Source organism: Pseudochelatococcus sp. B33, assembly GCF_053570585.1.
Map to the genome: position 1 here is coordinate 37,887 of NZ_JBSEFH010000003.1, position 21,691 is coordinate 59,577.

Annotated in this window: 21 protein-coding genes; 13 read left to right on the top strand and 8 right to left on the bottom strand. The window is 62.0% G+C overall.

Annotated features, from left to right (window positions below; all coding sequences use genetic code 11):
• The first annotated feature begins 753 nt into the window (after positions 1-753).
• Positions 754-1,719 carry a Bug family tripartite tricarboxylate transporter substrate binding protein gene (locus ACUSIJ_RS03720; protein WP_449307026.1) on the top strand — a complete coding sequence of 322 codons (966 nt, stop codon included), beginning with the start codon at positions 754-756 and terminating at the stop codon, positions 1,717-1,719.
• 416 nt (positions 1,720-2,135) lie between these two features.
• Here ACUSIJ_RS03720 and ACUSIJ_RS03725 read toward each other — a convergent pair whose 3' ends face one another.
• Positions 2,136-2,801, bottom strand: a complete 666-nt coding sequence (locus ACUSIJ_RS03725; protein ID WP_449307027.1) for a GntR family transcriptional regulator — start codon at positions 2,799-2,801, stop codon at positions 2,136-2,138.
• A 47-nt stretch (positions 2,802-2,848) separates the two neighbouring features.
• Positions 2,849-3,700, bottom strand: a complete 852-nt coding sequence (locus ACUSIJ_RS03730) for a hypothetical protein (RefSeq protein WP_449307028.1) — start codon at positions 3,698-3,700, stop codon at positions 2,849-2,851.
• Here ACUSIJ_RS03730 and ACUSIJ_RS03735 point away from each other — a divergent pair.
• The 4 genes from ACUSIJ_RS03735 (at position 3,683) to ACUSIJ_RS03750 (ending at position 6,507) form a co-directional block, all read left to right on the top strand.
• Positions 3,683-4,375, top strand: coding sequence for an amino acid synthesis family protein (locus ACUSIJ_RS03735; protein WP_449307029.1), 693 nt, complete (start codon positions 3,683-3,685; stop codon positions 4,373-4,375). The genes ACUSIJ_RS03730 and ACUSIJ_RS03735 overlap by 18 nt on opposite strands.
• A gap of 86 nt (positions 4,376-4,461) precedes the next feature.
• On the top strand, positions 4,462-5,658 hold the full coding sequence (locus tag ACUSIJ_RS03740; protein WP_449307030.1) for an amidohydrolase family protein: 1,197 nt from the start codon (positions 4,462-4,464) through the stop codon (positions 5,656-5,658).
• 72 nt (positions 5,659-5,730) lie between these two features.
• The gene (locus ACUSIJ_RS03745; protein WP_449307277.1) at positions 5,731-5,907 is read left to right on the top strand and encodes a DUF2798 domain-containing protein; all 177 of its coding nucleotides are present in this window, start codon (positions 5,731-5,733) and stop codon (positions 5,905-5,907) included.
• A gap of 108 nt (positions 5,908-6,015) precedes the next feature.
• Positions 6,016-6,507 (top strand): MarR family transcriptional regulator, encoded by a 492-nt coding sequence (locus tag ACUSIJ_RS03750; RefSeq protein ID WP_449307031.1) that lies wholly within the window; start codon positions 6,016-6,018, stop codon positions 6,505-6,507.
• 53 nt (positions 6,508-6,560) lie between these two features.
• Here the strand turns inward: ACUSIJ_RS03750 and ACUSIJ_RS03755 are convergent, their stop codons facing one another.
• Together ACUSIJ_RS03755 and ACUSIJ_RS03760 are read right to left on the bottom strand one after the other, a co-directional pair.
• Complete coding sequence (locus tag ACUSIJ_RS03755; RefSeq protein WP_449307032.1) at positions 6,561-7,097, bottom strand: flavin reductase family protein; 537 nt, start codon at positions 7,095-7,097, stop codon at positions 6,561-6,563.
• 169 nt (positions 7,098-7,266) lie between these two features.
• Positions 7,267-7,824, bottom strand: a complete 558-nt coding sequence (locus ACUSIJ_RS03760; RefSeq protein WP_449307033.1) for a MarR family winged helix-turn-helix transcriptional regulator — start codon at positions 7,822-7,824, stop codon at positions 7,267-7,269.
• 265 nt (positions 7,825-8,089) lie between these two features.
• Between ACUSIJ_RS03760 and ACUSIJ_RS03765 the strand changes: the two genes are divergently transcribed.
• Positions 8,090-9,601: a 4-hydroxyphenylacetate 3-hydroxylase family protein gene (locus ACUSIJ_RS03765; protein WP_449307034.1), complete on the top strand. Its 1,512-nt coding sequence runs from the start codon at positions 8,090-8,092 to the stop codon at positions 9,599-9,601.
• A gap of 52 nt (positions 9,602-9,653) precedes the next feature.
• On the opposite strand, the gene ACUSIJ_RS03770 is transcribed toward ACUSIJ_RS03765, so the two are convergent.
• Positions 9,654-11,093, bottom strand: coding sequence for an aldehyde dehydrogenase family protein (locus ACUSIJ_RS03770; RefSeq protein WP_449307035.1), 1,440 nt, complete (start codon positions 11,091-11,093; stop codon positions 9,654-9,656).
• A gap of 60 nt (positions 11,094-11,153) precedes the next feature.
• Positions 11,154-12,929 (bottom strand): thiamine pyrophosphate-binding protein, encoded by a 1,776-nt coding sequence (locus ACUSIJ_RS03775; protein WP_449307036.1) that lies wholly within the window; start codon positions 12,927-12,929, stop codon positions 11,154-11,156.
• A 453-nt stretch (positions 12,930-13,382) separates the two neighbouring features.
• Between ACUSIJ_RS03775 and ACUSIJ_RS03780 the strand changes: the two genes are divergently transcribed.
• Both ACUSIJ_RS03780 and ACUSIJ_RS03785 read left to right on the top strand, forming a co-directional pair.
• Positions 13,383-14,546, top strand: a complete 1,164-nt coding sequence (locus ACUSIJ_RS03780; protein WP_449307037.1) for an FAD-dependent monooxygenase — start codon at positions 13,383-13,385, stop codon at positions 14,544-14,546.
• 31 nt (positions 14,547-14,577) lie between these two features.
• On the top strand, positions 14,578-15,318 hold the full coding sequence (locus tag ACUSIJ_RS03785; protein ID WP_449307038.1) for an enoyl-CoA hydratase/isomerase family protein: 741 nt from the start codon (positions 14,578-14,580) through the stop codon (positions 15,316-15,318).
• 74 nt (positions 15,319-15,392) lie between these two features.
• Here the strand turns inward: ACUSIJ_RS03785 and ACUSIJ_RS03790 are convergent, their stop codons facing one another.
• Positions 15,393-16,415, bottom strand: coding sequence for a carbon-nitrogen hydrolase family protein (locus ACUSIJ_RS03790; RefSeq protein ID WP_449307039.1), 1,023 nt, complete (start codon positions 16,413-16,415; stop codon positions 15,393-15,395).
• A gap of 124 nt (positions 16,416-16,539) precedes the next feature.
• Between ACUSIJ_RS03790 and ACUSIJ_RS03795 the strand changes: the two genes are divergently transcribed.
• Positions 16,540-17,178 (top strand): isochorismatase family protein, encoded by a 639-nt coding sequence (locus ACUSIJ_RS03795; RefSeq protein ID WP_449307040.1) that lies wholly within the window; start codon positions 16,540-16,542, stop codon positions 17,176-17,178.
• Between the two features lie 123 nt (positions 17,179-17,301).
• On the opposite strand, the gene ACUSIJ_RS03800 is transcribed toward ACUSIJ_RS03795, so the two are convergent.
• A complete protein-coding gene (locus ACUSIJ_RS03800) occupies positions 17,302-18,255 on the bottom strand; it encodes an AraC family transcriptional regulator N-terminal domain-containing protein (RefSeq protein ID WP_449307041.1) in 954 nt (317 codons plus the stop codon).
• 176 nt (positions 18,256-18,431) lie between these two features.
• Here ACUSIJ_RS03800 and ACUSIJ_RS03805 point away from each other — a divergent pair, with 176 nt between their 5' ends.
• The 4 genes from ACUSIJ_RS03805 to ACUSIJ_RS03820 all read left to right on the top strand — a co-directional run bounded on the left by ACUSIJ_RS03805 (position 18,432) and on the right by ACUSIJ_RS03820 (position 21,660).
• Complete coding sequence (locus ACUSIJ_RS03805; RefSeq protein ID WP_449307042.1) at positions 18,432-19,298, top strand: SDR family NAD(P)-dependent oxidoreductase; 867 nt, start codon at positions 18,432-18,434, stop codon at positions 19,296-19,298.
• A 56-nt stretch (positions 19,299-19,354) separates the two neighbouring features.
• On the top strand, positions 19,355-19,684 hold the full coding sequence (locus ACUSIJ_RS03810; RefSeq protein WP_449307043.1) for a hypothetical protein: 330 nt from the start codon (positions 19,355-19,357) through the stop codon (positions 19,682-19,684).
• A gap of 88 nt (positions 19,685-19,772) precedes the next feature.
• Positions 19,773-20,336: a flavin reductase family protein gene (locus tag ACUSIJ_RS03815; RefSeq protein ID WP_449307044.1), complete on the top strand. Its 564-nt coding sequence runs from the start codon at positions 19,773-19,775 to the stop codon at positions 20,334-20,336.
• Positions 20,337-20,643: 307 nt separating this feature from the next.
• Positions 20,644-21,660 (top strand): zinc-dependent alcohol dehydrogenase family protein, encoded by a 1,017-nt coding sequence (locus ACUSIJ_RS03820; RefSeq protein WP_449307045.1) that lies wholly within the window; start codon positions 20,644-20,646, stop codon positions 21,658-21,660.
• The last annotated feature ends 31 nt before the right edge of the window (positions 21,661-21,691 follow it).

Here is a 21,691-nt window from a genome sequence, read left to right on the forward strand (position 1 = left end):
AATTTATAACAATTCAACTGTTGCAAAATTCATAACCCTTTGGAATATATTACTATTCCGCCTTCCTGGATGTGTTTTGCACGCGACGATGGAAGCGGGAGACTTCTTCCCCGTTTTTACGGTGAACGATCGCAGAATTCGTGCAGTCCTTTCCGGCATCTGGACGTATGTCCGTGCGTCAATGCCTGTGTCAAGCTGCCCGCTGCTTCATGTCCGCAGCGCTTCGACGGCGATTTTCTGCACATTCTCGATGATTCCAAGGAAATGCGGTCGCGCTGCTTGCACCGGACTGTCCGGTCATCCACAGGCCCATCGATGCGCAAGACGTCCTGACGCACCGGTTGAAGCCACTCATTCATCACCACACCGCGCCGCCATCCAGCGGAAAAGCACCTTGTTGCGTTATTATTGACAAATTGTCATACATTTAGATAATCTTCATCATGTGGTTGTCAGCACAAGGGGACAACGGAGCATGGCGCCACGGCAACAGGCTCCCCTGGGCGAACCGTCAACTCGGCGACAATCCGATACGCGGACAAACAGATGGGTCGGCGGGCACGATTGCGGCCCAAAGTGCCGCCCGAATGCATCAGACTGAAAGATGGGTGCGATTTTCGGGACATTCGATGCACCAGCAAAAGACAGCGCAGTGGCGACCATTTCGATTGTCGGCGCGCCGCGCTACCGACCACCGTCCTTCGCGACAATCACTGAACATCAACAAATATAGTGATCCAAAGGGGAACTGGGATGAAGTGGACGTTGACATTAGCACTGTTCTTGTTGTTCTCACAGCCTTTCGGCGACGCGCGCGCGGAAACGTTTCCGACCAAACCGGTCACCCTGGTCGTCCCATATGCGCCCGGCGGTTCCTCCGACATCATGGGACGAAACCTCGCTCAACAGCTAGGCGAGGTCTGGAGTCAGCCGGTGGTTGTGGAAAACCGCCCGGGCGCAACCACGACCGTCGGAGCCGAGTATGTGTCGCGTGCCCCCGCCGACGGCTATACCTTGCTGCTGGCGCCGCCGCCGTTCGTCATCACGCAGCACGTGTACCCTGATCTCAAATACAAAACCGACACGAGCTTCGAGCCGATATCGCTCGTCGCCTATTATCCCATGGTCCTGGTGGTCAACCCGAACCTGCCGGTCCATACCATTAAGGAGCTCGTCGAGCACGCGCGTGCCAATCCCGGCGTCACTTACCTCTCGCCGGGAGCGGGAACCACCTCTCACCTCGTGGGGGAACTGCTGGCGCAGCGGGAAACTCTCGATATGGTGCACGTGCCCTATAAAAGCGGCGGGCAGGGCGTTGTCGACCTGATCGCCGGCCGGATCGACTTCTATGCCGGCGTACCGACGGAAGTCATTCCTCACGTTCAGGCCGGCAAGCTCAGGGCGATAGCGACCCTGGCGGCGGAACGCTCGCAGCTGTTGCCCGACGTGCCAAATGCGGTGGAAGCCGAGTACGACTATCTGCAAATCCAGTCATGGTCGTCCATCGTAGCGCCCAAGGGCACACCGCAAACCATCGTCGACAAGATCAGCGCGGATATCGCCAAAGCCATCGCCTATCCTGACTTCAGGGAGAGACTCATCGAGCGGGGTGCCGTCCTCGTGGGTTCCACGCCGGACGACCTCAAGGAGTTCTATGTGGCCGAACACGATCGCTTCGGCCCGCTCGTCAAGTCGATCGGACTGAAGCCGGAGCAGTGAGAAGCGAAGCAATCGGGCCGGAAAGCGTCTGTATTTTCGGCCCGACGCGCTATTTGGGCTGGGGATCGTGGTCCCTGTCACCGGCGTCCTGCGCGAATGCTCGCGCGCGGCCCCGAAACCGTCGACAGCTGCGGGAACGCCACGACAGATCGCCGCCTGCAGAAAACCTCCGTGATTTCAGCCTGCGTGACGCCGGTTTAATGTCCGTCTCTCACAATCATGGTGTCGATCCGCCTGTCAACGCACCATCGCCGGATGGTCTGCCGCAAGCAAACACTGCCGCGTTTCTCTCCGTTTTCCGCGCGAACGGAACGTTAGAGCATGTTGTCTTTTCACCGAAACGACAACATGCTCTAACTTTTTGATTTTGAGTGAATTATGATCTTTCAAACGATTCCGTTCGAACGGAAAGCGCTCTAGTCCAGCAAATCGTCTTCGTATGATTGCCGTGCGGCGCAGCATGCGCGCCGCGTATGCTCACGGGCGGCCTGACGTGCGGCCTCTGCATCGCCCCGAGCGATCGTCGCTGCAATCTGCTCCATTTCGCGCATACTTTGATCCATTCTGCCCGGTTGCGACAGTGACCGGAAGCGCAGGAAGTTGATGCGGGCCGTCAATCTTCGCAGCGTATCCCGTATGATGCTGTTGCCGCATTGATCGAGCAGCACCTCATAAAACCGGGCGGCGGCCTCTATACAGCCAGCACTGTTACCCTCTCGGACGGCGGCTGCGAACATCTCGACGGCCCCATTCAGCGCCACAGCGGTTTCTTCGCCGCGCAAGGCAGCGCACCGTGCGGCCGCCTCCCCTTCCAAAAGCGCGCGGACCCGGTAGATCTGCTCTGCCTCTTCCCACGGCACCACGGGAATATAAGGGCCGCGATTGGGAATGATCGTGATCAGCCGCTCCGCTTCCAGACTACGCAGGGCCTCCCGCAACGATGGACGGCTGATACCAAGCAGAGCCTGCAACTCTGCTTCCACGAGCCGCTCGCCCGGCTGAAACATGCCGGCCAGTATCGCCGCGCGAAGCCTCTCGACCGTTTGCCGCTGAACTGTCACGGGAGCAATGCGCAGATCCATGAAGCATCTTCTCCTGGTCCGCATACCCGTCGGACGATACCCCCCAATTAACCGGAACGAACTGGAAGATGATCCGATCCGATCCCATGCGTCGCCTGCTGCCTTCCGCCATGGCGATCGAAAACGAGATACTTGCCCTTGAACCACGGATTGCGCGCAATTTCGGCCCGCCAGGGAGAATTGCGCGCCCTCTCGCGCTCCGGTGAAGCGAGCGCCCGCACATCGGCGAGATAATGAAGGGCAAGATGGGTGAATGTTTCCGGCGCGCCATCGGCAATGCGCAAGCGCCGCACCATCAGCCAATCCGGGGATTGCATCAGCAGTGGAATGTGATCCTGTTCGTACCACGCGTCGAATGCCTCGAAGCTCGCAGACGGAACATTGAAGAACACTGCGTAAAGCACGGGCGCGTCGATCTGTCGTTCCGGATCGCCATCGTGCGCCACCACGGACGTTTCCACCGCCAGATAACGGGTGAACCCCGTTACCCGCGACAGCATCAGCGCCGTCAGGGCGGAGGGCTGGTTTTTGATCGCCGCATAGGCTTCCGTCTTCAGCACGTCGAGATGATCGAGCTCATAGACGGCGAGATAACCCGGCGAGCCGTTGGCACGATAGCGCTGCCCGCTGACGAATCCGGGGCAGTTCATACGGACGGGAATATGCTCCTCGTCATACCAGCGATTGAATTCATCCTCGAACTCATCTCCCGGAGTCATTTCCGAGAACAGAATGGCCTCACCCTTATGACGCGGCATCACAAATACCCTGATTGACAGATTGTCTGACGACAGTATATGTCTAGCATGATGCGAGTCAAGCTCGTGAGGGAGGTCGGGGGTATCGGCGGAAAAATAAGAACCGGTTCTCAAAAACGCTGCTTGAACAAAAAGAGGCAATTGCGGGCCAGATTCCGTTGGGAGATCTGTCGTCGCCGCAGGGTCGCGCTTTCACGGGTCTGTTTTCCCGACCGGATTTTCTTATGGGAGTATTCGATGAAACTCAATATACGGCGGACATTCACAATCATTGACGAAAAATGGGAAGAAGCGGGACGCGTGACCGAGCGCCCCCTGCGCCGGATCGCCACCGTTGCCGTCGTCCAAAATCCGCTTATCAACGGCTATGTCGAGGATCTGCGTCCCGCTATTGAGGCCAGCGTCGAACTGGGCCGGCAAATGGTCGGCAGAGCGATCGAAGCACTCGGTCCGTACGAGGCGGAAGGTTATGGCAAAGGCGGTCTCGTGGGTCTCGCGGGAGAACTGGAGCACGCCAACGCATTGCTGACGACCGAATTCGCCGCACCGTTCCGCGAGGCGCTGGGCCGGGGAAAAGCCTGGATTTCCTCCGTGACCAAGGTCGTGGCGCCCGGCACGCCGATCGACGTGCCCATGAACCACGTCGATGATGTCTATGTGCGCTCGCACTATAACACGATGACCCTCTCGCTGCCGGATGCCCCTGCACCGGATGAAATAGCGGTGATATTCTGCCTGGCCAATCGTGGTCGTCTGAACGCGCGCGTCGGCGGGCTGACGCATGAGGAGGTTCGTGCGCGCGACCGCGCTTCCTGACCGAGCGGGCATAAGGGGCAATGGAACCGGCTCTTGTGCCAGACTACCGCGAGGCATTCGGGACGCAAGCACCAGAGGGGAAAAGCATGCGGACAGCCATTGTTAATCTTGCCTCCATCCTGAGCGGCGATATCAACAACCCCGTCGTTCCAGGCAATTGCATCATCATGGAAGGCGGACGGATATCGAGCATCGGCAACGATTCCGCACAATCATTGGACGGCTGCGACGTGATTATCGACGCCGATGGCGTCGTCGCTATCCCCGGCCTCATCGATTCCCACGTGCACATCACGTTCGGTGATTATACACCGCGCCAGAGAACCGTCGGCTTTCTGGAAAGCTATGTGCATGGCGGCGTCACGACCAGCATCAGCGCCTCGGAAGTCCACGTGCCCGGACGCCCCACGGATGTGGCCGGCGTCAAGGCGCTTGCCGTCGCGGCCTTGAAATGTTTCGAGACGTATCGTCCCGGCGGCATGCGGGTGCACGCCGGCTCGCTCATTCTCGAGCCCGGCCTGGTCGAGTCCGATTTCGCGGAACTCGCGCGCCTTGGCGTGTGGATGGTGAAGGCCGGCTTCGGTGCCTTTGCCTCGCCCTTCGACTACGCACCGCTCGTCGCCCTCGCGCACAAGTACGACATGATTTCAATGGTGCATACAGGCGGGTCATCCATTCCCGGATCGAGCGGCATCTGGGCGGATCATGTGCTGGCCATCAATCCCCGCGTTTCCTATCACGTCAACGGCGGCCCGGTCGCCATTCCGGATGAGGACTTTCCGCGACTGGTCGATGAGTCGGAGATCGCCCTGCAGATCTGCACGGCCGGCAACCTGCGCACGACGTTGCTCGTCGCCAACCTGCTGCATCAGAAGGATGCGCTGGACCGGCTGTTGATCGCGACGGACACGCCGACCGGCAGCGGAATCATGCCGCTCGGCATGCTCTATACGATCAGCCACCTTGCCTCCCTCACACGCATCGCCCCCGAGGTCGCTGTCGCTGCCGCCACCGGCAACAATGCGCAGGTTTATCGCCTGAACAGCGGCATCCTCGCCCCGGGCAGGGACGCTGATGTGGTGCTGATCGACGCCAGCGCCGGAGGTTCGCAAACGGACGCCCTCAGCGCTTTGCGCAATGGCGATATCCCCGCCGTGGGTGCGGTTGTCTCGGCGGGCGTGCCCCGTTTCGTGGGCCGCAGTCGCAACACACCGGCGACAATCAGGAACGTGCGCGTGGCGAAGTGCGTGCTTCCCCTCGATTTCAGCGGTCAGGGCCATTGAGGTGGAGAGGTGAGCATACGGCTACCTCACTCCTGCGCGCGTTTCGTATTCGGTGCGGTCCTGTCGGGGTTCGTGTCGTTCATCGTGACCGGGGTGGCGACTTTTCGCTCCATCGGGCCCGCGCCGGATTTTTTCTTTAAATGGCTTACGGCATGGCCTGCGGCGTGGTGCGTCGCCTTTCCCGCCGTCGTTGCCGTCACCCCTCTCGTCCGGAGAATCGTTACGAGCGTGTGCCACCCGCCACCATGAGGGACTATGCGACGAAGGCCCATGTTCGATATTGCCGTTTCCGCACTTGCAGTGCAGTAACGTCCCCATCGATGATCGCATGTCATACCCATGGGGAGGAAGCGGGCTGTGGAAGCTGAAGGGCGTGTCATATGGAACGATACGGACGGACATGAGCACATCTACGGCTTCGACGACTATATGGAGATCGTTGCCGACGCACGCTACATCGTCAGAAAGGTCCAGCGCATCATCGACGACTGCAGCCGTGCCAACGGGCTTGAGCCGCTGCAGCATCAGGCGCTCATCCAGATATACGGAGCCCCCGACCATATGCTTCCCGTGGGGCATCTGGCGGAACGCCTCAACATCGTCTCCGCTCTTGCCTCCCGTCTCGTCTTGCAGTTGGAAACAGCGCGGCTGGTAAGGCGCATACGTTCCGAGCGCGATCGCAGAACGACGTTCGTCGCGGCGACGGAACAGGGCCGGGAGCGGCTACGTGCGATCGTCAACGATGTTCACGTGAAGGTCGCTTGTTTTCGCGCAACGGTGACTCCACGCCAACGTTATGCAGCGCTGGAGATCTCGCGGTTTTACGTCGGATCGGAACCGCAAGCGTAGAATTATTGCATCACGCGGCGGGCTTGCTGTCGCCGCTGACCGGCCGGGGCCCATCACCAGCCGTGAACCAGATAATCGAGGCCGCGCGGGGTTTGGATCTCTTGATGACCGTCAAGCTTGCGATAGCTGCCCTTGTAGAACACCAGCGGACGCGGGTTGCTGTCGCCGGCCGCGGCGAACGCCGTGACCCTGCCGACGAGAATGATATGATCGCCACCATCGTGGCAGGCATAGCGGCTGCACTCGAACCACGCAAGCGCTTCGGGCAACAGGATATTGTCACCCTTGTTGACGGGGGCGATGCCACTCCATTTATCACTCAGCGCGCGGGCGAAACGTGTCGATAGCTCGCTCTGATCCTCGCGCAGCAGATTGACGGCGTAATGTTCGGCTTCTTCCCAGATGGAAAGCGCATGGGCCTTCTTCGCGATGCTGAACAGGATCAACGGCGGCGCAAGCGAAACCGAGTTGAACGAACTCACCGTCGCACCCAACGGAGAACCATCGGGAGCGATCGTCGTGACAATTGCAACCCCAGTGGGGAAAAGGCCCAGGACATCCCGGAATTGCCGTTCGGAATCGCTCATCATTCAGCCTCGTTTATCGACGACATCACCTGGAGAAACCTGTTCAGACGCCGGCGCCGCCTCCCGCGAGCGACACGTTTTGTCTGACAATCTTACCGTCATTTGACAGCGCCCGCCACGCCGCGTCAAGCACGCCCGGTGAGAATTGGACACCACCCGACCGGAATGCTGTTCATGATTTCTTCGTCAGTTCTCCCAGCCGCATCTGCGCGAAAACCCGCTCCGCATTGAGCGCCAATGTGCGCATGACGTTGACGACGTGAGTGAGGTCTTCGGCGCTGATCGTGTCGAAAAGGATATCGTTTACCTGCCGCACGAGCGGCGAGACGCGCAAGACAGCTTCCTCACCGGCCGGCGTCAGCGACACCAGCACACTACGCCGGTCGCTGCTGTGCGGGCACTTCGTGAGCAGGCCGAGGCGGATGAGGCGCCCGACCTCCGTGGTGACGTGAGGGGCCGCGAGCCGCACGTGTTCGGCGAGGTCGCGCACAGTGACGCCTTCCGCCCCCTGCCGGTAGGCCGTGCCGATCAGCACCGCGAACTGGCTGCCCGTCAGGCCGAGTTCCTTGCCGAAGATATCGCGGCACTTCAGCAGGCCATCGAGCGCCATCACCATGATGTAAATGGCCTCCCGAAAGCCCTGATCGCTGCCGTTTTGAAGAAACGACTGCCGCGACGTGGTGGCAGGAGGGCGGAATAGATCGCCTTTCGCGCGGGCGGGTGAGCGCATTTTTCCTCCATGTGGATTCGTCGACAAGCGAATTCGCCGATGCATTCTCTGTCTCGCCCTTTCCTCACTAGCATCGGGCTTCACGCGTCTCCATCGTTTTGAGTACGATACTAGCTATTTTTTTATATACATAATTATATTCATATCGTATCTATTATGTGAGGCATCGCACAAACCGGCCATTGGGCCGAGGGCGGGGAGACCGGCGCAGCCGCATGTCGCAGGGCTCCACGCAAGAAGCCGCTCAATAACGAGGGAACATGATATGTCAGCACGAACAAACGTCCGGGAGTATCAGCGCAACGGCGAGCATGGCCTGCGCACGGGAGCGGACTTTCTCAGAGATCTGAAAGCCAGCAACAGGCGCGTCTATCTTGACGGCGAACGGGTGAGCGACCCCACGATCCACCCGGCATTCCGCGAAGGCGCACGCCAGATCGCCCGGCTGATCGACTATGCCGCAGCCCCCGAAAACCGCGATGTCATGCTATATGAAGACCCTGAAACGAAAGCCCTGGCATGGCGCTGCTACCAGATCCCCAGAACGCACGCCGACCTGCGCGCCAAGCGCATTGCCGCTGAAAAATGGGCCGAGCTGACGTTCGGCCTGATGGGCCGCACGCCCGATCACGTGGCCAATTTCTTCACGGGCTATGCTGCCAAGCCCTCGGTATTCGCCAGGTCCGGCCAGCAATACGCTGATAACGTCGTCAATTTCTATCGCTACCTGCGCGACAATCATCTTTATGTTTCCTATGCGATCGTCCCGCCCCAGATCGACCGCAGCAAGCCGGCGCACAAGCAGTCCGATCCCCACCTCTACGCCGGCGTGGTACGCGAAGTCGATGGCGGCATTATCGTATCGGGCGGGCAGCAGCTTGCTACCGGCGGCGTCTATGCGGACTATCTGCACCTCAGCAGCATCCATCCGCTCCAGCCCGGCGACGAGAACTACGCCATCAGCGTCGCCATTCCATTGGACGCGGAGGGCGTGAGGCTTTATTCGCGCCGCGCCTTCGCCCCGCAAGCCACCAGTTCATGGGACTATCCGCTGACGAGCCGTTTCGACGAGACGGATTGTTTCGTGGTGCTCGACGAGGTGTTCGTGCCATGGGAGCATGTCTTCATCTACCGCGATCTCGAGCTCTGCCGGGACCAATGGTGGAAGACGCCATCGCATCTGTACGGCAATCACCAGGCGCAGGCGCGTTTCGCGACCAAGCTGCGTTTCCTGCTGGGGCTCGCCAAGCGCATGAACGAGGCCACCGGCAATGACAGCGCGCCGCCCGTGCAGGTGCAGATGGGCGAACTTGCTTCCCTCGCCTCGATCGTCGAGGGCATGCTGCACGCGCAGGAGACAGCAGCCTACTACGACGACGAAGGCGTGCTGTGGCCGTCGGCCTCGCTCCTCTATGCGGTGATGGCGCTTCAGTCCGAGATCAACCCGCGCATGATCGACATTGTCCGCGAACTCACCGGCGCGGCCATGATCACGCTGCCGTCGTCGATCAAGGACTTCGACAACCCCGAAACCGCCGCCGATATCGAGCGCTACTATCGATCGTCGCACCTCGACGCGCGCCAGCGCGTGGCCCTCATGCGGCTGGCCTGGGATTTCATCGGCACGGAGTTCGGCAACCGCCATCAGCAATACGAGAAATTCTACGGCGGGGCGTCGTTCCTCGTGAAGATGAACATGTTCCGCAACTACGACTTCAGGCGAGCGGGTGCGCTCGTCGATCAGGCGCTCAGCCTGCCGCCGGTGGCGGGTGAATGAGATGGAGGCGCCGGGGATGCCCGGCGCCTCCCCGACAGCGATGTCGCGGCTTTCAGATCTCGTAGCCGATGACGGCCTTGATCTCGAGGAAATCCTCAAGCCCGTAGATGCCCGCTTCGCGGCCGTTCCCTGATTGTTTGTAGCCGCCGAAAGGCGCTTCTACATCCTGCAATGCGCCATGGGGAGCGCCGTTCAGGTAAATGCGCCCGGCCCGAAGCTGCAGGCCGACCCGGCGGGCTTCCGGCAGATCGCCGGCGAACACGTAGCCCGACAGTCCATAGATCGTATCATTGGCGATCCTGACGGCGTCGTCCTCGTCCTCGTAGGTAATCATCGACAGGACGGGGCCGAAAATTTCCTGCTGCGCAATCGTCGCACGAGGGTCGACATGTGCGAAGACCGTGGGGCGCACGTAGTAGCCCCGGTTCAGCCCCGGCGGGAGGCCCGGACCGCCCGCCACCAGCATCGCCCCCTCGTCGATGCCGGTGTTGATGAAGTGCTGTACCCGGTCGAACTGCGCCCTGCTCACGAGTGGTCCCAGCCGTGTATCCGGCGCGAACGGATCGCCCACGACGACGGCTTCGGCAGTCGCTTTGGCGATGGCGACGGCCTCGTCCGTCTGACTCTTGTGGATCAGCATGCGGGTGGGCGCCTGGCACGATTGCCCGGAGTTGGTAAAGCTGCGCAGCACGCCGGCCGAAACCGCTTTTTCAAGGTCAGCGCCCGGCAGGATAATGTTGGCGCCCTTCCCGCCCAGTTCCTGATGCACCCGCTTGACCGTATCGGCCGCCGACTTGGCGACGAGGATACCGGCCCGCGTCGAGCCCGTAAACGACACCATGTCGATATCGGGGTGGGCGGAGATCGCCTCCCCGACGGTGGGACCATCGCCGTTGACGAGATTGAATACGCCTTTCGGAACACCGGCCTCGTGCAGAACTTCCGTCAGTATGATGGCGCTCAGCGGCGCAATTTCGCTCGGCTTCACCACCGCGGTGCATCCGGCTGCCAGCGCTGGCGCGAATTTCGATGCGATCTGGTTGACGGGCCAATTCCAGGGCGTAATGAAGCCGCAAACGCCGATCGCCTCGCGTACGATGCGCGTCTTGCCGAGCATGTGACCGAAATCGTAGTCCCGCAGCACCTTCAGCATCTGCTTGAAATGCGCCAGCGCCGTGTCGGCCTGCACCGCGCGCGCAAACCAGATGGGCGATCCCATCTCGGCCGTGACGACCTGGGCTATGTCTTCAAACCGCCGCTCATAGACGGCGATGATACGCTCCAGCAAGGCGAGGCGCTCTTCCTTGGATGTCTGCGAGAACGACGGGAATGCCGCACGCGCGGCCCGAACCGCTCGATCGACATCGGCGGCCGAACCGAGACTGATCTGCCCGGCGACCTCCTCCGTGGCCGGGTTGATGACATCGAACAATTGCCCTTTTAGCGGATCGACCCACTGGCCATCTATGTAGAACTTGGCATTGTTGCTCACAGGGATCTCCTTGAATTCCCGGAACGGCTATCCCGTTCGTGATTGTCCGGGCGCTGCTTCCTATTCGCCGCGCGACAGAGGCGGACTGGCGTATCCCGGCGTGACGTGGGCATCGATCAGATACGGCTTTCCCTGCCGCACGACCGTCAGTCCGCGTTCGATGGCGGCCTCGAGCATATCGACCGTCCTGACGGGGCCTTCCGCCTCCACGCCCTGCGCGCGAGCCATCGCGGCCAGATCAACCACCGGCTCCGACATGCGCTGGCCGATCCAGCGGTTTTCGACCGGACGTCCGCGCGCCTTCGCCACGGCCTCCTGGTGGATTTCGTCATTGAAGTTGGAGCGATTGTTGGAAACGATGAAAAGCGCCGGAATGCCGTAATGCGCCGCCGTCCAGAGTGCCGTGACCCCTTGCAGGAAATCGCCGTCGCCCAATACCGATACAACCGGCCTCCCCTGATCCTTCAGCGCCAGCGCGACACCCACCGTCAGGCCCGGTCCCGCCGCAAGCCCTGCACCACCGTCGTGGCCCATGAAATCGTAGGGATCCCTGAAATGGTAGGTATCGCCCGCCCAGCCGATCGTCACATGGGCCAGGGTAAACTTCTGCGCGCCGCGAATGCGGGCAAGCGCAACCTCGATGTCGCGCGGTCCCATTTCGGTCGCCGCGTTGGCGCTGTAGGCAGGCTCGGGCGCGGTATTCCTGCTCACCCCATCCCATTTCGGTCTGCCGTCGAGCTTCGCTTCCAGGCAGGCCAGCACCTCCGTCATGAAGCCGTCGGGGTCGGCTGCGACCGGGACGTCGACCGGCGGCAGCGCGAAGTAATCCATGCTCCAGCCGCGATGCAGGCTGCTGTCGAGTGAGACGTGCGCGATCCGTGCGGGAAACGCTTCGGTCTCCCGAGAGACCTGCAGCAGGAAGCCGTTGAGATCGACCCAGTCGAAGCTCACGATGACATCGGCCTGGCGCACGATCTCCTTGGCGGCCGGGCTCAGCCAGTAGAACGGAGGCACCACATGCAGGCCGTGATCGGTCGGGAAGATGGAGCGCTCGCGCACCGAAGTCATCACGCCGGCGCCGGCGAGTTCGGCCAGGCGCACACGCCGGTCCCACGCCTCCTGCGACCGCCCCCCGCGACCGAACAGGACAAGCGGATTCTTGGCCGTCGCCAGCAAGTCCGCGACCGCCTCCACCTCGCCCGCACGCGCCCGCGGCGCAGGAGCGGGCTGATAGCGGGCGACGTCAGGCACGTTCACGGGCCTGTCGAGCTTTTGCTCCTGAAGACCGGCGTCAAGGCAAATGTAGACAGGTGCGGTGGGCTGGCTGTTGGTGAGCTGGGCGCCGCGCAGGAACGCCTCGACGATGCCGGGAGCCGAACGCGGCTCGTCATCCCATTTGGTGTAGTCACGCAGCACGGCGCCCTGATCCTTGGCTGTGTGGATCCAATCGATCCACGGCCGCCGCTTTTCGGGCGCCACCGGCCCCGTCGCGCCAATCACCAGCATCGGCGCTCTGTCGCACCAGGCGTTGAAGATGCCCATCGCCCCATGCAGCAGGCCGACGTTGCTATGCAGCACGCACGCCATCGCCTTCCCCGTCACCTTGGCATAGCCGTGCGCGATGGAAACGACGTGATCCTCGTTGAGGCATAACAGCATCTTCGGGGTCTCATTGCCGAGATGGTTGACGATGCTGTCGTGAAATCCGCGATAACTTGCCCCGGGATTGAGCGAGATATAGGGAATATCCAGCGCCCTCAGCATACTGGCGGCGACATCACTGCCCCACTCGGCGGTATTCGAAGGTACGACATTCGGAATTTCTATTTTTTTCATACTTCCAGTTCCTTATTGTCGATAATAATACACCTCCGCGCTGGCGTAACCGTCCTCCAGAGCGGTTTACCGCCGCGTGTCAGCTTGAGACGGGACAGCGGCGTGGCATGCGCGATCAAACGCTACATGCGAGGCCCGACAGGCCTATCGCCATGGAAATGACCGGAGCAGTTCATCATGTGGTGCCCCCTCACAATCCCCTTGGAAGATATGTTCGACATTAAGATTGTAAGACATACATGTCAAACACAAACTAGCGTATTGTATCATATGCTCTTTTTTCCCCCGCTGCCGGGCGCTTTCTCTCGTTGAGCCGACAAAATGCGAGCGGCGCGTATTGACCGGAGATGGGAGGTGTGTAACTTGAGTTATATATCGTCGACTCTATCGCATTGACGGCAGGCAAAGCGCGCCAGTCAGAGCGTCGGCTTGAATTAAGAGAGGGGCACAGGCATGAGCGAGATCGGGCGGGTCCTGGTGATCGGCGGCGGGGTCGGCGGTCTGACGGCGGCGGTCGCCTTCGCGCAACGGGGTGTGGAGGTCGTCCTGATCGAACGCCGCCCCTGCTTCGATGTCCCGGGGGTCGGCCTGGGACAGCCGGCAAACGCCTTGCGGGTCTATGACGCTTGCGGGGTGCTCGATCAGGTGCTCGATACAGGCTTCATTTATGATCATATGACCATTTTCGACGCCGATCGACGGTTGATCGCCGAGCACCGGTTCCTGCTGGGCGACGCACGCATTCCGCCCGTCTGCGCGTTGCCACGCGCGGAGTTGCATCGCATTTTGCTTGATGGCGCCACGCGCGCGGGTGTCGAGGTGCGTCTTGGCGTCACCGCCGACGTCTTCCATGAGGACGATCCGGCGCATGTCACGGTCGATTTCAGCAACGGCAGATCCGAAACCTTCGATCTGGTGGCCGGTTTCGATGGCATCCGCTCCGCCACGCGTCTGCATCTGTTCGGGACGATGTTCGTGCCCACCCATTGCGGCTTCGGCGCTTGGCGCGTTCAGGTGCCGCGGCCCGACTGTGTCACCGGCATGGAGTTCTTTCAGGGTATCGGCGGGAAGGCCGGAGCCATGCCGATCAACAAGGAAACGATGTACCTGTTCAATATCCGCCCCGAGCCTGCCGGCGCCTTCTTCCCCCGGGAAGATCTCGTGCCGCTGCTGCGGGAGCGCCTCTCCCAGTTCGGAAGCTATGTCGCGCAGGTGAGCGCTGCGCTGCGGGATGACGACGACATCGTCTACAGCCCGCTCGAACCTCTGCTGCTTCCGTGGCCGTGGCATCGAGGGAGGATCGTTCTGGGTGGCGATGCCGCGCATGTCGTTCCTCCGCATCTCACCCAGGGGGCAGCGATGGCGGCGGAGGACGGGTTGATCCTGGCGCATGAACTGACCCGGCGAGACGGGAGCGTCGAGGATAGGCTCATGCGTTACTCGCGCACCCGGTACGCCAGATGCGCCTTCGTCTACACGTTTTCACGCCAATGGCTGGAACAGGAGCAATCCGTGCAAACCCCGGCGCAGATGGAGGAGGCGCGCCGTGAGCTTGCGCTCAATGCTTCGAACCGCATCGCCGTCAGCGATCGAATTCTCAATACATACGTGATCTGAATCGAATAATATCGTCAGAGAGGAAAAGCGGATGAGTATACTTTTCAACGAAGCATCAAGTGTGTTGTACCTTTCGCTTAACCGGCCCGATGCGGGCAACCGTATCGACCAGGCGACCATCGAGGCGCTCACCGCAGAGTTCGAGCGCGTGAACCCGCTCGAAGGCGGTCCGGCCGTGATCGTGCTGGGCGCCGTTGGCCCCGATTTCTCTTTGGGGCGTCAGCGCTCTCCCGATCCGTCGTTCGACCCGCTGGATCTCACCGCGGAGTTCGAGCGCATCCAGCGGCTGAACGAAGCCGTACAGCGATGCCGCGCCGTCACCATCGCCGTGATACGCGGGCGAGCCGAGGGCGCGGGCCTTTCGCTGGCGGCACGTTGCGATATCGTGCTCGTCGCCAACGACGCCCTTCTCAGCTTTCCGGAAATTCCGCACGGTATTCCGCCCACGATCGTGCTCAGCCACTATCGCTACGTGCTGCCGCGCAATCTGCTGGGAGACCTGATCTACACGGGCCGCGCGCTCGTTGGCAGCGAAGCCGTTCAGGCCGGGCTTGCCGCGCGCGCAGTCGAAAGCAAAGACCTCGACGATCTCGCCGCCCGCCTCGCCGGCCAGATAGCGGGCTATGACCGACGCTCCATTGCGCTGGTCAAGCAATTTCTTGCGCGCACAGAGGGGTTGCCCGCGCCCCATGCGCCGGCGCTCGGCATTTCCCTGTACGCCAATGAGATGTCGCATCGCGATTTCGCGAAAAGACCGAAAGACGGGAGCTGACCGGCGCAATAATGCCAGTATACGCAAGGAGACCGCAGAACCGGCCGCAGCGCTGACGACGGTACGGCTAGGCCTCAACTGCCTTCCGGAACGTCGTCGGCGTTGTCGAACGGTGCATGCCACTCGTGCATGTTCGGCGCGACCGGAGACAGATCGACCGGAGGCGTCGACGCCCGATTGACACTCAGTCTGAATATGTCGAAGCGATTGTAATGGCCGATGATGTCGTGAAACTGCTTGGGCTCGATGCAGTCATTGAGGTCGATATCGGCATAGACGATGCCTTCGTCGTCAATCAGCGGCTCCGTTACGAGCCGGCCGTTCGGCCCGAACACGCCGGTGAAGGCATTGGGCGTTCCCGTGAGCTTTTCCCGGATGCGATCATCGGTTGCGAGCATGTCGACGATCTGCGGCGACATGGCCGAACACGAGACCATGTTGAAGATCTTACCCTCGAAAGCATGCGCGCCAGCCCGAATCTTGATTGCCTCCGTCATGTCGTAGTCGGCGGTGAAGGGAAAAGCGACATAATTCGCGACATGGAGCTTCTCGCCCTGCGCCAGTAGCGCGAAGCGGGCAAGCGTGTTGGTGTTCTCGCCGCACGCCAGCGTCCCCAGGTGGGCGAAACCCGTATCGTAAACACGCAGGCTGCTGCCGTCGCCGCCCGTCCACGTCAGCTTCTCGGCGAAAGTCGGCACGAGCTTGCGGTGACGGCCGACCAGTGCACCCTCATTGGATATGACGAGGTTGGTATTGTAGATGACACCCGTACTGGTGGTGCTGCGTTCGTTGACGCCGATCACGACCCATATGTTTCCAAGGCGCGCCTCCTGGCATAACAGGGCGACCTCGGGCCCGGGCACTACCAGTGAACTCAGATACAGGCGGCGGAACCATTCGCTGCCGGTGAACGGATCGGTGATCCAGTTCCAGTAGGCGTAGCCGGGAATGAACACCTCCGGCAGCGCCACGATGGCAGCCCCGTTTTGGGCGGCCTCCCGTATCAGACTCACGGCCTTGGCAACGCTGGCCGCGCGATCAAGAAACACCGGCGCGGCCTGAACAGCCGCCACCTTGAATTTCGGCATCTGATCCATTGTTCTTCCCCTCCCGACCCCGCCCTCCCGCATGACCATCCATTCGATACCGCGGCTTGCGTTCCGGCCAGATACTGGTTAGCATTATATTGTAAGACATTAATACGATAATCAAGGGGCAAAAATGGTCGACGTCACAGACGATATCGCGATATATCAGCGCCAGGGGTTTGGGCAGCGACTGGGGTTCGGGGAAAGTCTGGCCCTCGTCGTTATCGACTTCACCAACGGCTTCGCCGACCCGGCGGTGCTCGGTGGCGGCAATATCCGCGATGCCATCGCGAACACACAGCCCGTTCTGGAGGCTGCGCGCGCAGCCGGTATTCCCATTGCACACACGCGCCACATCTACGCCGCGGATGGCAGCAACTTCGGTTTGTTCAACATCAAGCTCCCGACGAACAACCTGCTGCGCGTGGGCTCACCACACGCGGAGACGGTCGATACACTGAAAGCGGTGGACGGCGAGCTCGTCATCGACAAACAGTTTCCGTCGGCCTTTGTCGGCAGCACTTTTGCCGGCTGGTTGGCAACACGCCGGGTCGATACCCTGATTATAGCAGGTTGCACCACAAGCGGTTGCGTGCGCGCAACCGCCGTCGACGCCCTGTGCGCGGGGTATCGGCCGATCGTGTTGCGCGATTGCGTCGGCGATAGAGCAGTCGGGCCGCATGAGGCGAATTTGTTCGACCTCGAACAAAAATACGCTGACGTCATTCACAGCAGCGAGGCGCTGGCCAAACTGGCGTCGCTCAAAAAGTAGACGCGCGGCGGCTGACACGGGCAGCCGACATCGCCGGGGCCCCTGCCCGCGATCGCAAGTGGGTGGGCCCGCCACAAAATAGGAAAGGCAACGGTCGGCGCGCGTACTGCCCTTGTTCAGCGCCTAGATGGCCGCAGCCGTTTCGGTAGGGGCCGCTGAAATTGACCGCAAAGCCTTCACGTCCCGAATAGGTGGCGCCCCGAAAAGACGTCGATATTCCCGATTGAACTGCGTGGCGCTTTCATACCCGACATGAAGAGCGGCCGTTCCCGCATCGACCTCCTCCGCCAGCAACAGGCGTCGGGCCTCGTGAAGCCGCAGATGCTTCTGGAATTGCAGCGGGCTCATCGCGGTGAGGACGCGGAAATGATGGTGCAGCGTTGAGACGCCCATTCCCGAGATACGCGCCAATTCTTCGACACGAAGCGGCGACCTGTAATTCTCCCGGAGCCAGGCGACGGCGCGCGCAACGCGGTTGCTCTGTGTTCCGATCCGCACGATCTGGCGCAGTCGCGCACCGGCGGGGCTGGTCAGGACGCGGTAAAGCATCTCTCGTTGGATAAGGTCGCCGAGGATCGGCGCGTCGCTCGGCGTCGCCAGGAGATCGATCAGCCGTGCGAGAGCATCGTACAAGGACCTGGTCGCGGGACCGACCGCCATCGCGGGTCCCGTGGATGGCTCCTCCGTGTCGATCTCCGCGATGAGCTGCTTGGCGGCGGACAGATCGAATTTCCAGAGGATGGACATGTACGGGTCGTGCGGACTTGCTTCGAGGACCTGGGTGATCGTCGGCAAATTGACAGCGGTGAGGAGAAACTGGGACTCGTCGTACCAGTAGGTCGTGTCGCCAAGAATGACCCGCTTCCGGCCCCTTATGATCATCGCCAGCGACGGCTCGTATTGGTAGGGCGTTGGAGCCGTGGGGCTGGTGAGCTTTATGAGTGTCAGCCCGAGATTGGGTGCCTCAAGCGCCTCGCGGTCGCCGAGCAGGGTCGCAATCGTCTTTGCCAATTCAGCACGGATCGTCAGCGTCTCATGGCGCCGGGCTTCGTCCTCTTTTGTCGTCCTGTATTCCATCTCACGGTCTCACGGCGCTTCAGCTCACTGCACTATAGCGAGTTGGCGGCCCATCGGCTCTCAAAAAAGTCGCCGGACAGAGGATCGGGCAATAATTCGGCAGGATCGAGCTAACGCCGCCCGCAATCCCCGGTCATGCTCGCCTGGTGGATCGGGGAAGTCATGGGAATATGAGCATGAAAACGTGGTTTATTACCGGTGCAAGCCGTGGGCTCGGGCTTGAGATCGCGCGTGCGGCGCTCGAGGCAGGCGACCGGGTCGTCGCTACCGCCCGCCGGCCCGAACAGGTCGAAGCCGGATTTGCCGAAGCCGGACTTGTCGAAGCCGGACTTGCCGGCCAGGCTGATGGCCGCCTTCTGGCGCTGCGGCTCGACGTCACGGATCAGGCGTCGATCGATGCGGCGGTGGCTGACGCCTCCAGGCGCTTCGGGCGGATCGACGTGCTGGTCAACAATGCCGGCTACGGCCAGCTCGGCGCGTTCGAGCAGCAATCGGTCGCCGACATCGACCGGCAGTTCGCGACCAACGTCTTCGGCGTCTTTGCCGTGACCCGGGCTGTGCTGCCGCTGATGCGCGCGCAGCGCTCCGGCCTTGTCTTCACGGTATCGTCGACCGGCGGTCTGGCCGGCGCCGAAGGAGGATCGATCTACTGCGCCACCAAGCACGCCCTCGAAGGCTGGTCGGAGTCGTTGCGCATCGAGCTGGCGCAGTTCGGCATCAGGACCACGCTGATCGAGCCCGGCTTCTTTCGGACGGATTTCCTCGACCCGAGCTCGGTCTCCTACGGCGACATCGCCATTCCGGACTATGCGAACTATTCGGCCGGCGTCAGAGCCCATCTCGACCGGATAAACCACCGGCAGGCCGGCGATCCGGCGAAGCTCGGCAAGGCGGTCGTGACGCTGGTGGCTTCGGACGATCCGCCGGTGCGCTTCGCCGCGAGCGCCGACGCCTATGACATCCTGATCGCTCGCGCGGAGACGAACCGCGCTGAAGCCGACAGGTGGCGCGAACTGTCCCGGTCCACCGCCGTCACGGAATAGCGCCAGCCCGGGCAACGCCGATTTCCGTCGAGCATGTCGGAGGAAGGGAAATGCCGATGTTCACGCCTTCTGTCATCATCCTGCTGCTTGTGAGCACGGCCACCCAGGTGGCGGGGGCTCTCCTGATACCTGCCACCAAGGGGCTGACGGCGCTGTGGCCGACGATCGGCATGTTCCTGGGCTTCGGAGTCGGAATCGGTCTGCTTGCCCGGCTGGTCGCCACGGGAGTGAACCTGAGCATCGCGCTGCCGCTGGTGGCCAGCGCTTTGCCGCTTTCGTCCATCCTGTTCGGTGTCGCCTTCCTGGCCGAGAGCGCCTCGCCTTTGAAGATCCTGCTTCTCGTCGGTGCCTGCGGGCTGGTGCTGATCGCGTCCTACATGCGATGAGGAAACAGTCGGCCGTCCCGGGCGTTCCTCCCGGCGCGGCGCTCGATGACGGCCGCGCGGCTAGTGCATTCCCTGAAGGAGCCGTAGCATGACGAAGACCATCACCAAGGCCGACTTCCCGGTCAGCAAGGTGCGCCGCTTTCTGGAACCGGGCCCGATCGTCCTCGTCTCCTCCAAATGGCAGGGCGGGACCAATATCATGACGCTCGGCTGGCACACGGTCCTGGAGTTCTCTCCCGCGCTCGTCGGCCTGATGATCTCGGCCGGCAATCACAGCTTCGGGCTGATCCGCGGCAGCCGCGAATGCGTGATCAACCTGCCGACGACGGCCTTGACCGACACCGTGGTCCGGATCGGCAACACCTCCGGGGCCGAGATCGACAAGTTCGCCGAGTTCGGCCTGACGGCACAGAAGGCCGAGAAGGTCGAGGCGCCGCTGATCGGCGAATGCCACGCCAGTTTCGAATGCCGCCTGCACGAGGATGCGCTGGTCGATCGCTACAACTTTTTCATCTTCGAGGTGGTGAAGGCGCATGTCGCATCTTCGCCGAAGCATCCCGAGACCCTGCACTATACCGGCGAAGGCGTGTTCATGGTGTCCGGCAAGATCATCAGCCGCCGGTCGCTGTTCCTGCCCGAAAGGCTGATCTGAGGCACCGGCTGCCGGCGCCCCGGCCGCACGGCGAGTTGAGCGCGCGCGAGTGATCGGGAGTGTGGTGAAGGGGCTCAGCCGTCCTCGCCCGCACCGTTCGCACGGCTGGTCTTGACTTGCCTTGGCGGTGTCCTTGCGCCTGCGACGATCCGCCCCCGGCGGAGCGGATCCGTGACGACGGGTGTCGATGACGGCGCGCATCGCCGGCCGGAGCTCGCGCCGATTTACATGGGCCAGTCGGATAAACGGTAAGCGCTTGAATTGCACGAAACGCAGCAAATCGAAGTGGTGCAGTCGGAGTCGTTTCATGAAACGTTGGATTTTGAAGAAGGGCGTGACGTCGGTCGATGGGCTGGTCCAGGAGACCGCCGCCATTCCGCAGCCCGGTCCGGGAGAGGTGCGCGTGCGCGTCCACGCGGCGGCGCTGAATTACCGGGATCATCTGGTTCTGGGCAATGCCGGCGACGGCTGGCGGACGGACCGCGACCTGATCCCGGTCGCCGACGGCGCGGGCGTCATCGATGCGATCGGCGACGGCGTGACGCAATGGTCGGTGGGGGATCGGGTCACCACCGTCTATCTGCGCGATTTCGCCACCTGGCCGCCGAATGCGGACATGGGCCTCGGCCTGGGCTCGCTCGAGGAGGACGGCGTCCTGGCCGAGTATGTCGTGCTGCCGGCGTCGCGCGTCACCCGCGCGCCGCGGAACCTGAGCCTCGTCGAAGCGGCCACCATTCCCTGCGCCGCCGTCACGGCCTGGACGGCGCTGCGCGGCGCCTATCCGCTGGAACGCGGCCAGAAGGTCCTGATGCTCGGCACCGGCGGCGTCTCGCTGTTCGCCGTCGACATGGCGAAGGCGATGGGAGCGGAGGTGTTCGTGACGTCGAGCCGCGTGGACAAGAGCCGGCGGCTGAAGGATCTCGGCGTCGCGGCGACGTTCGACTACAAGGCCGATCCCGACTGGGGCAAGGCGGTATTCGCGGCGACCGGCGGGGTCGACAAGGTGGTCAACACCGCCGGGTTCGGCTCGGTCAACCAGTGCCTCCAGGCGCTCGCCTATGGCGGAGACATCGCCGTGATCGGCCTGATGACCTTCGGGGACGTCATCGACCCGGGCCTGTTCCTCGCCAAGGGAACGAGCCTGCGCGGCATTCCGGTCGGCAGTCGCCAGCAGCACGAGCAGGCCGTCGGCTTCATCGAGAACAACGGCATCAAGCCGATGATCTACAAGACGTTCGGCTTCGACGAGGCGAAGGCCGCCTATGACGCGCAGCTCTCGCCCGACATCTTCGGCAAGGTCGTGATCACGATCGCCGGTGAGTAGCGAGACGCGCGGCGGCCCGCCGCAGTCGTCT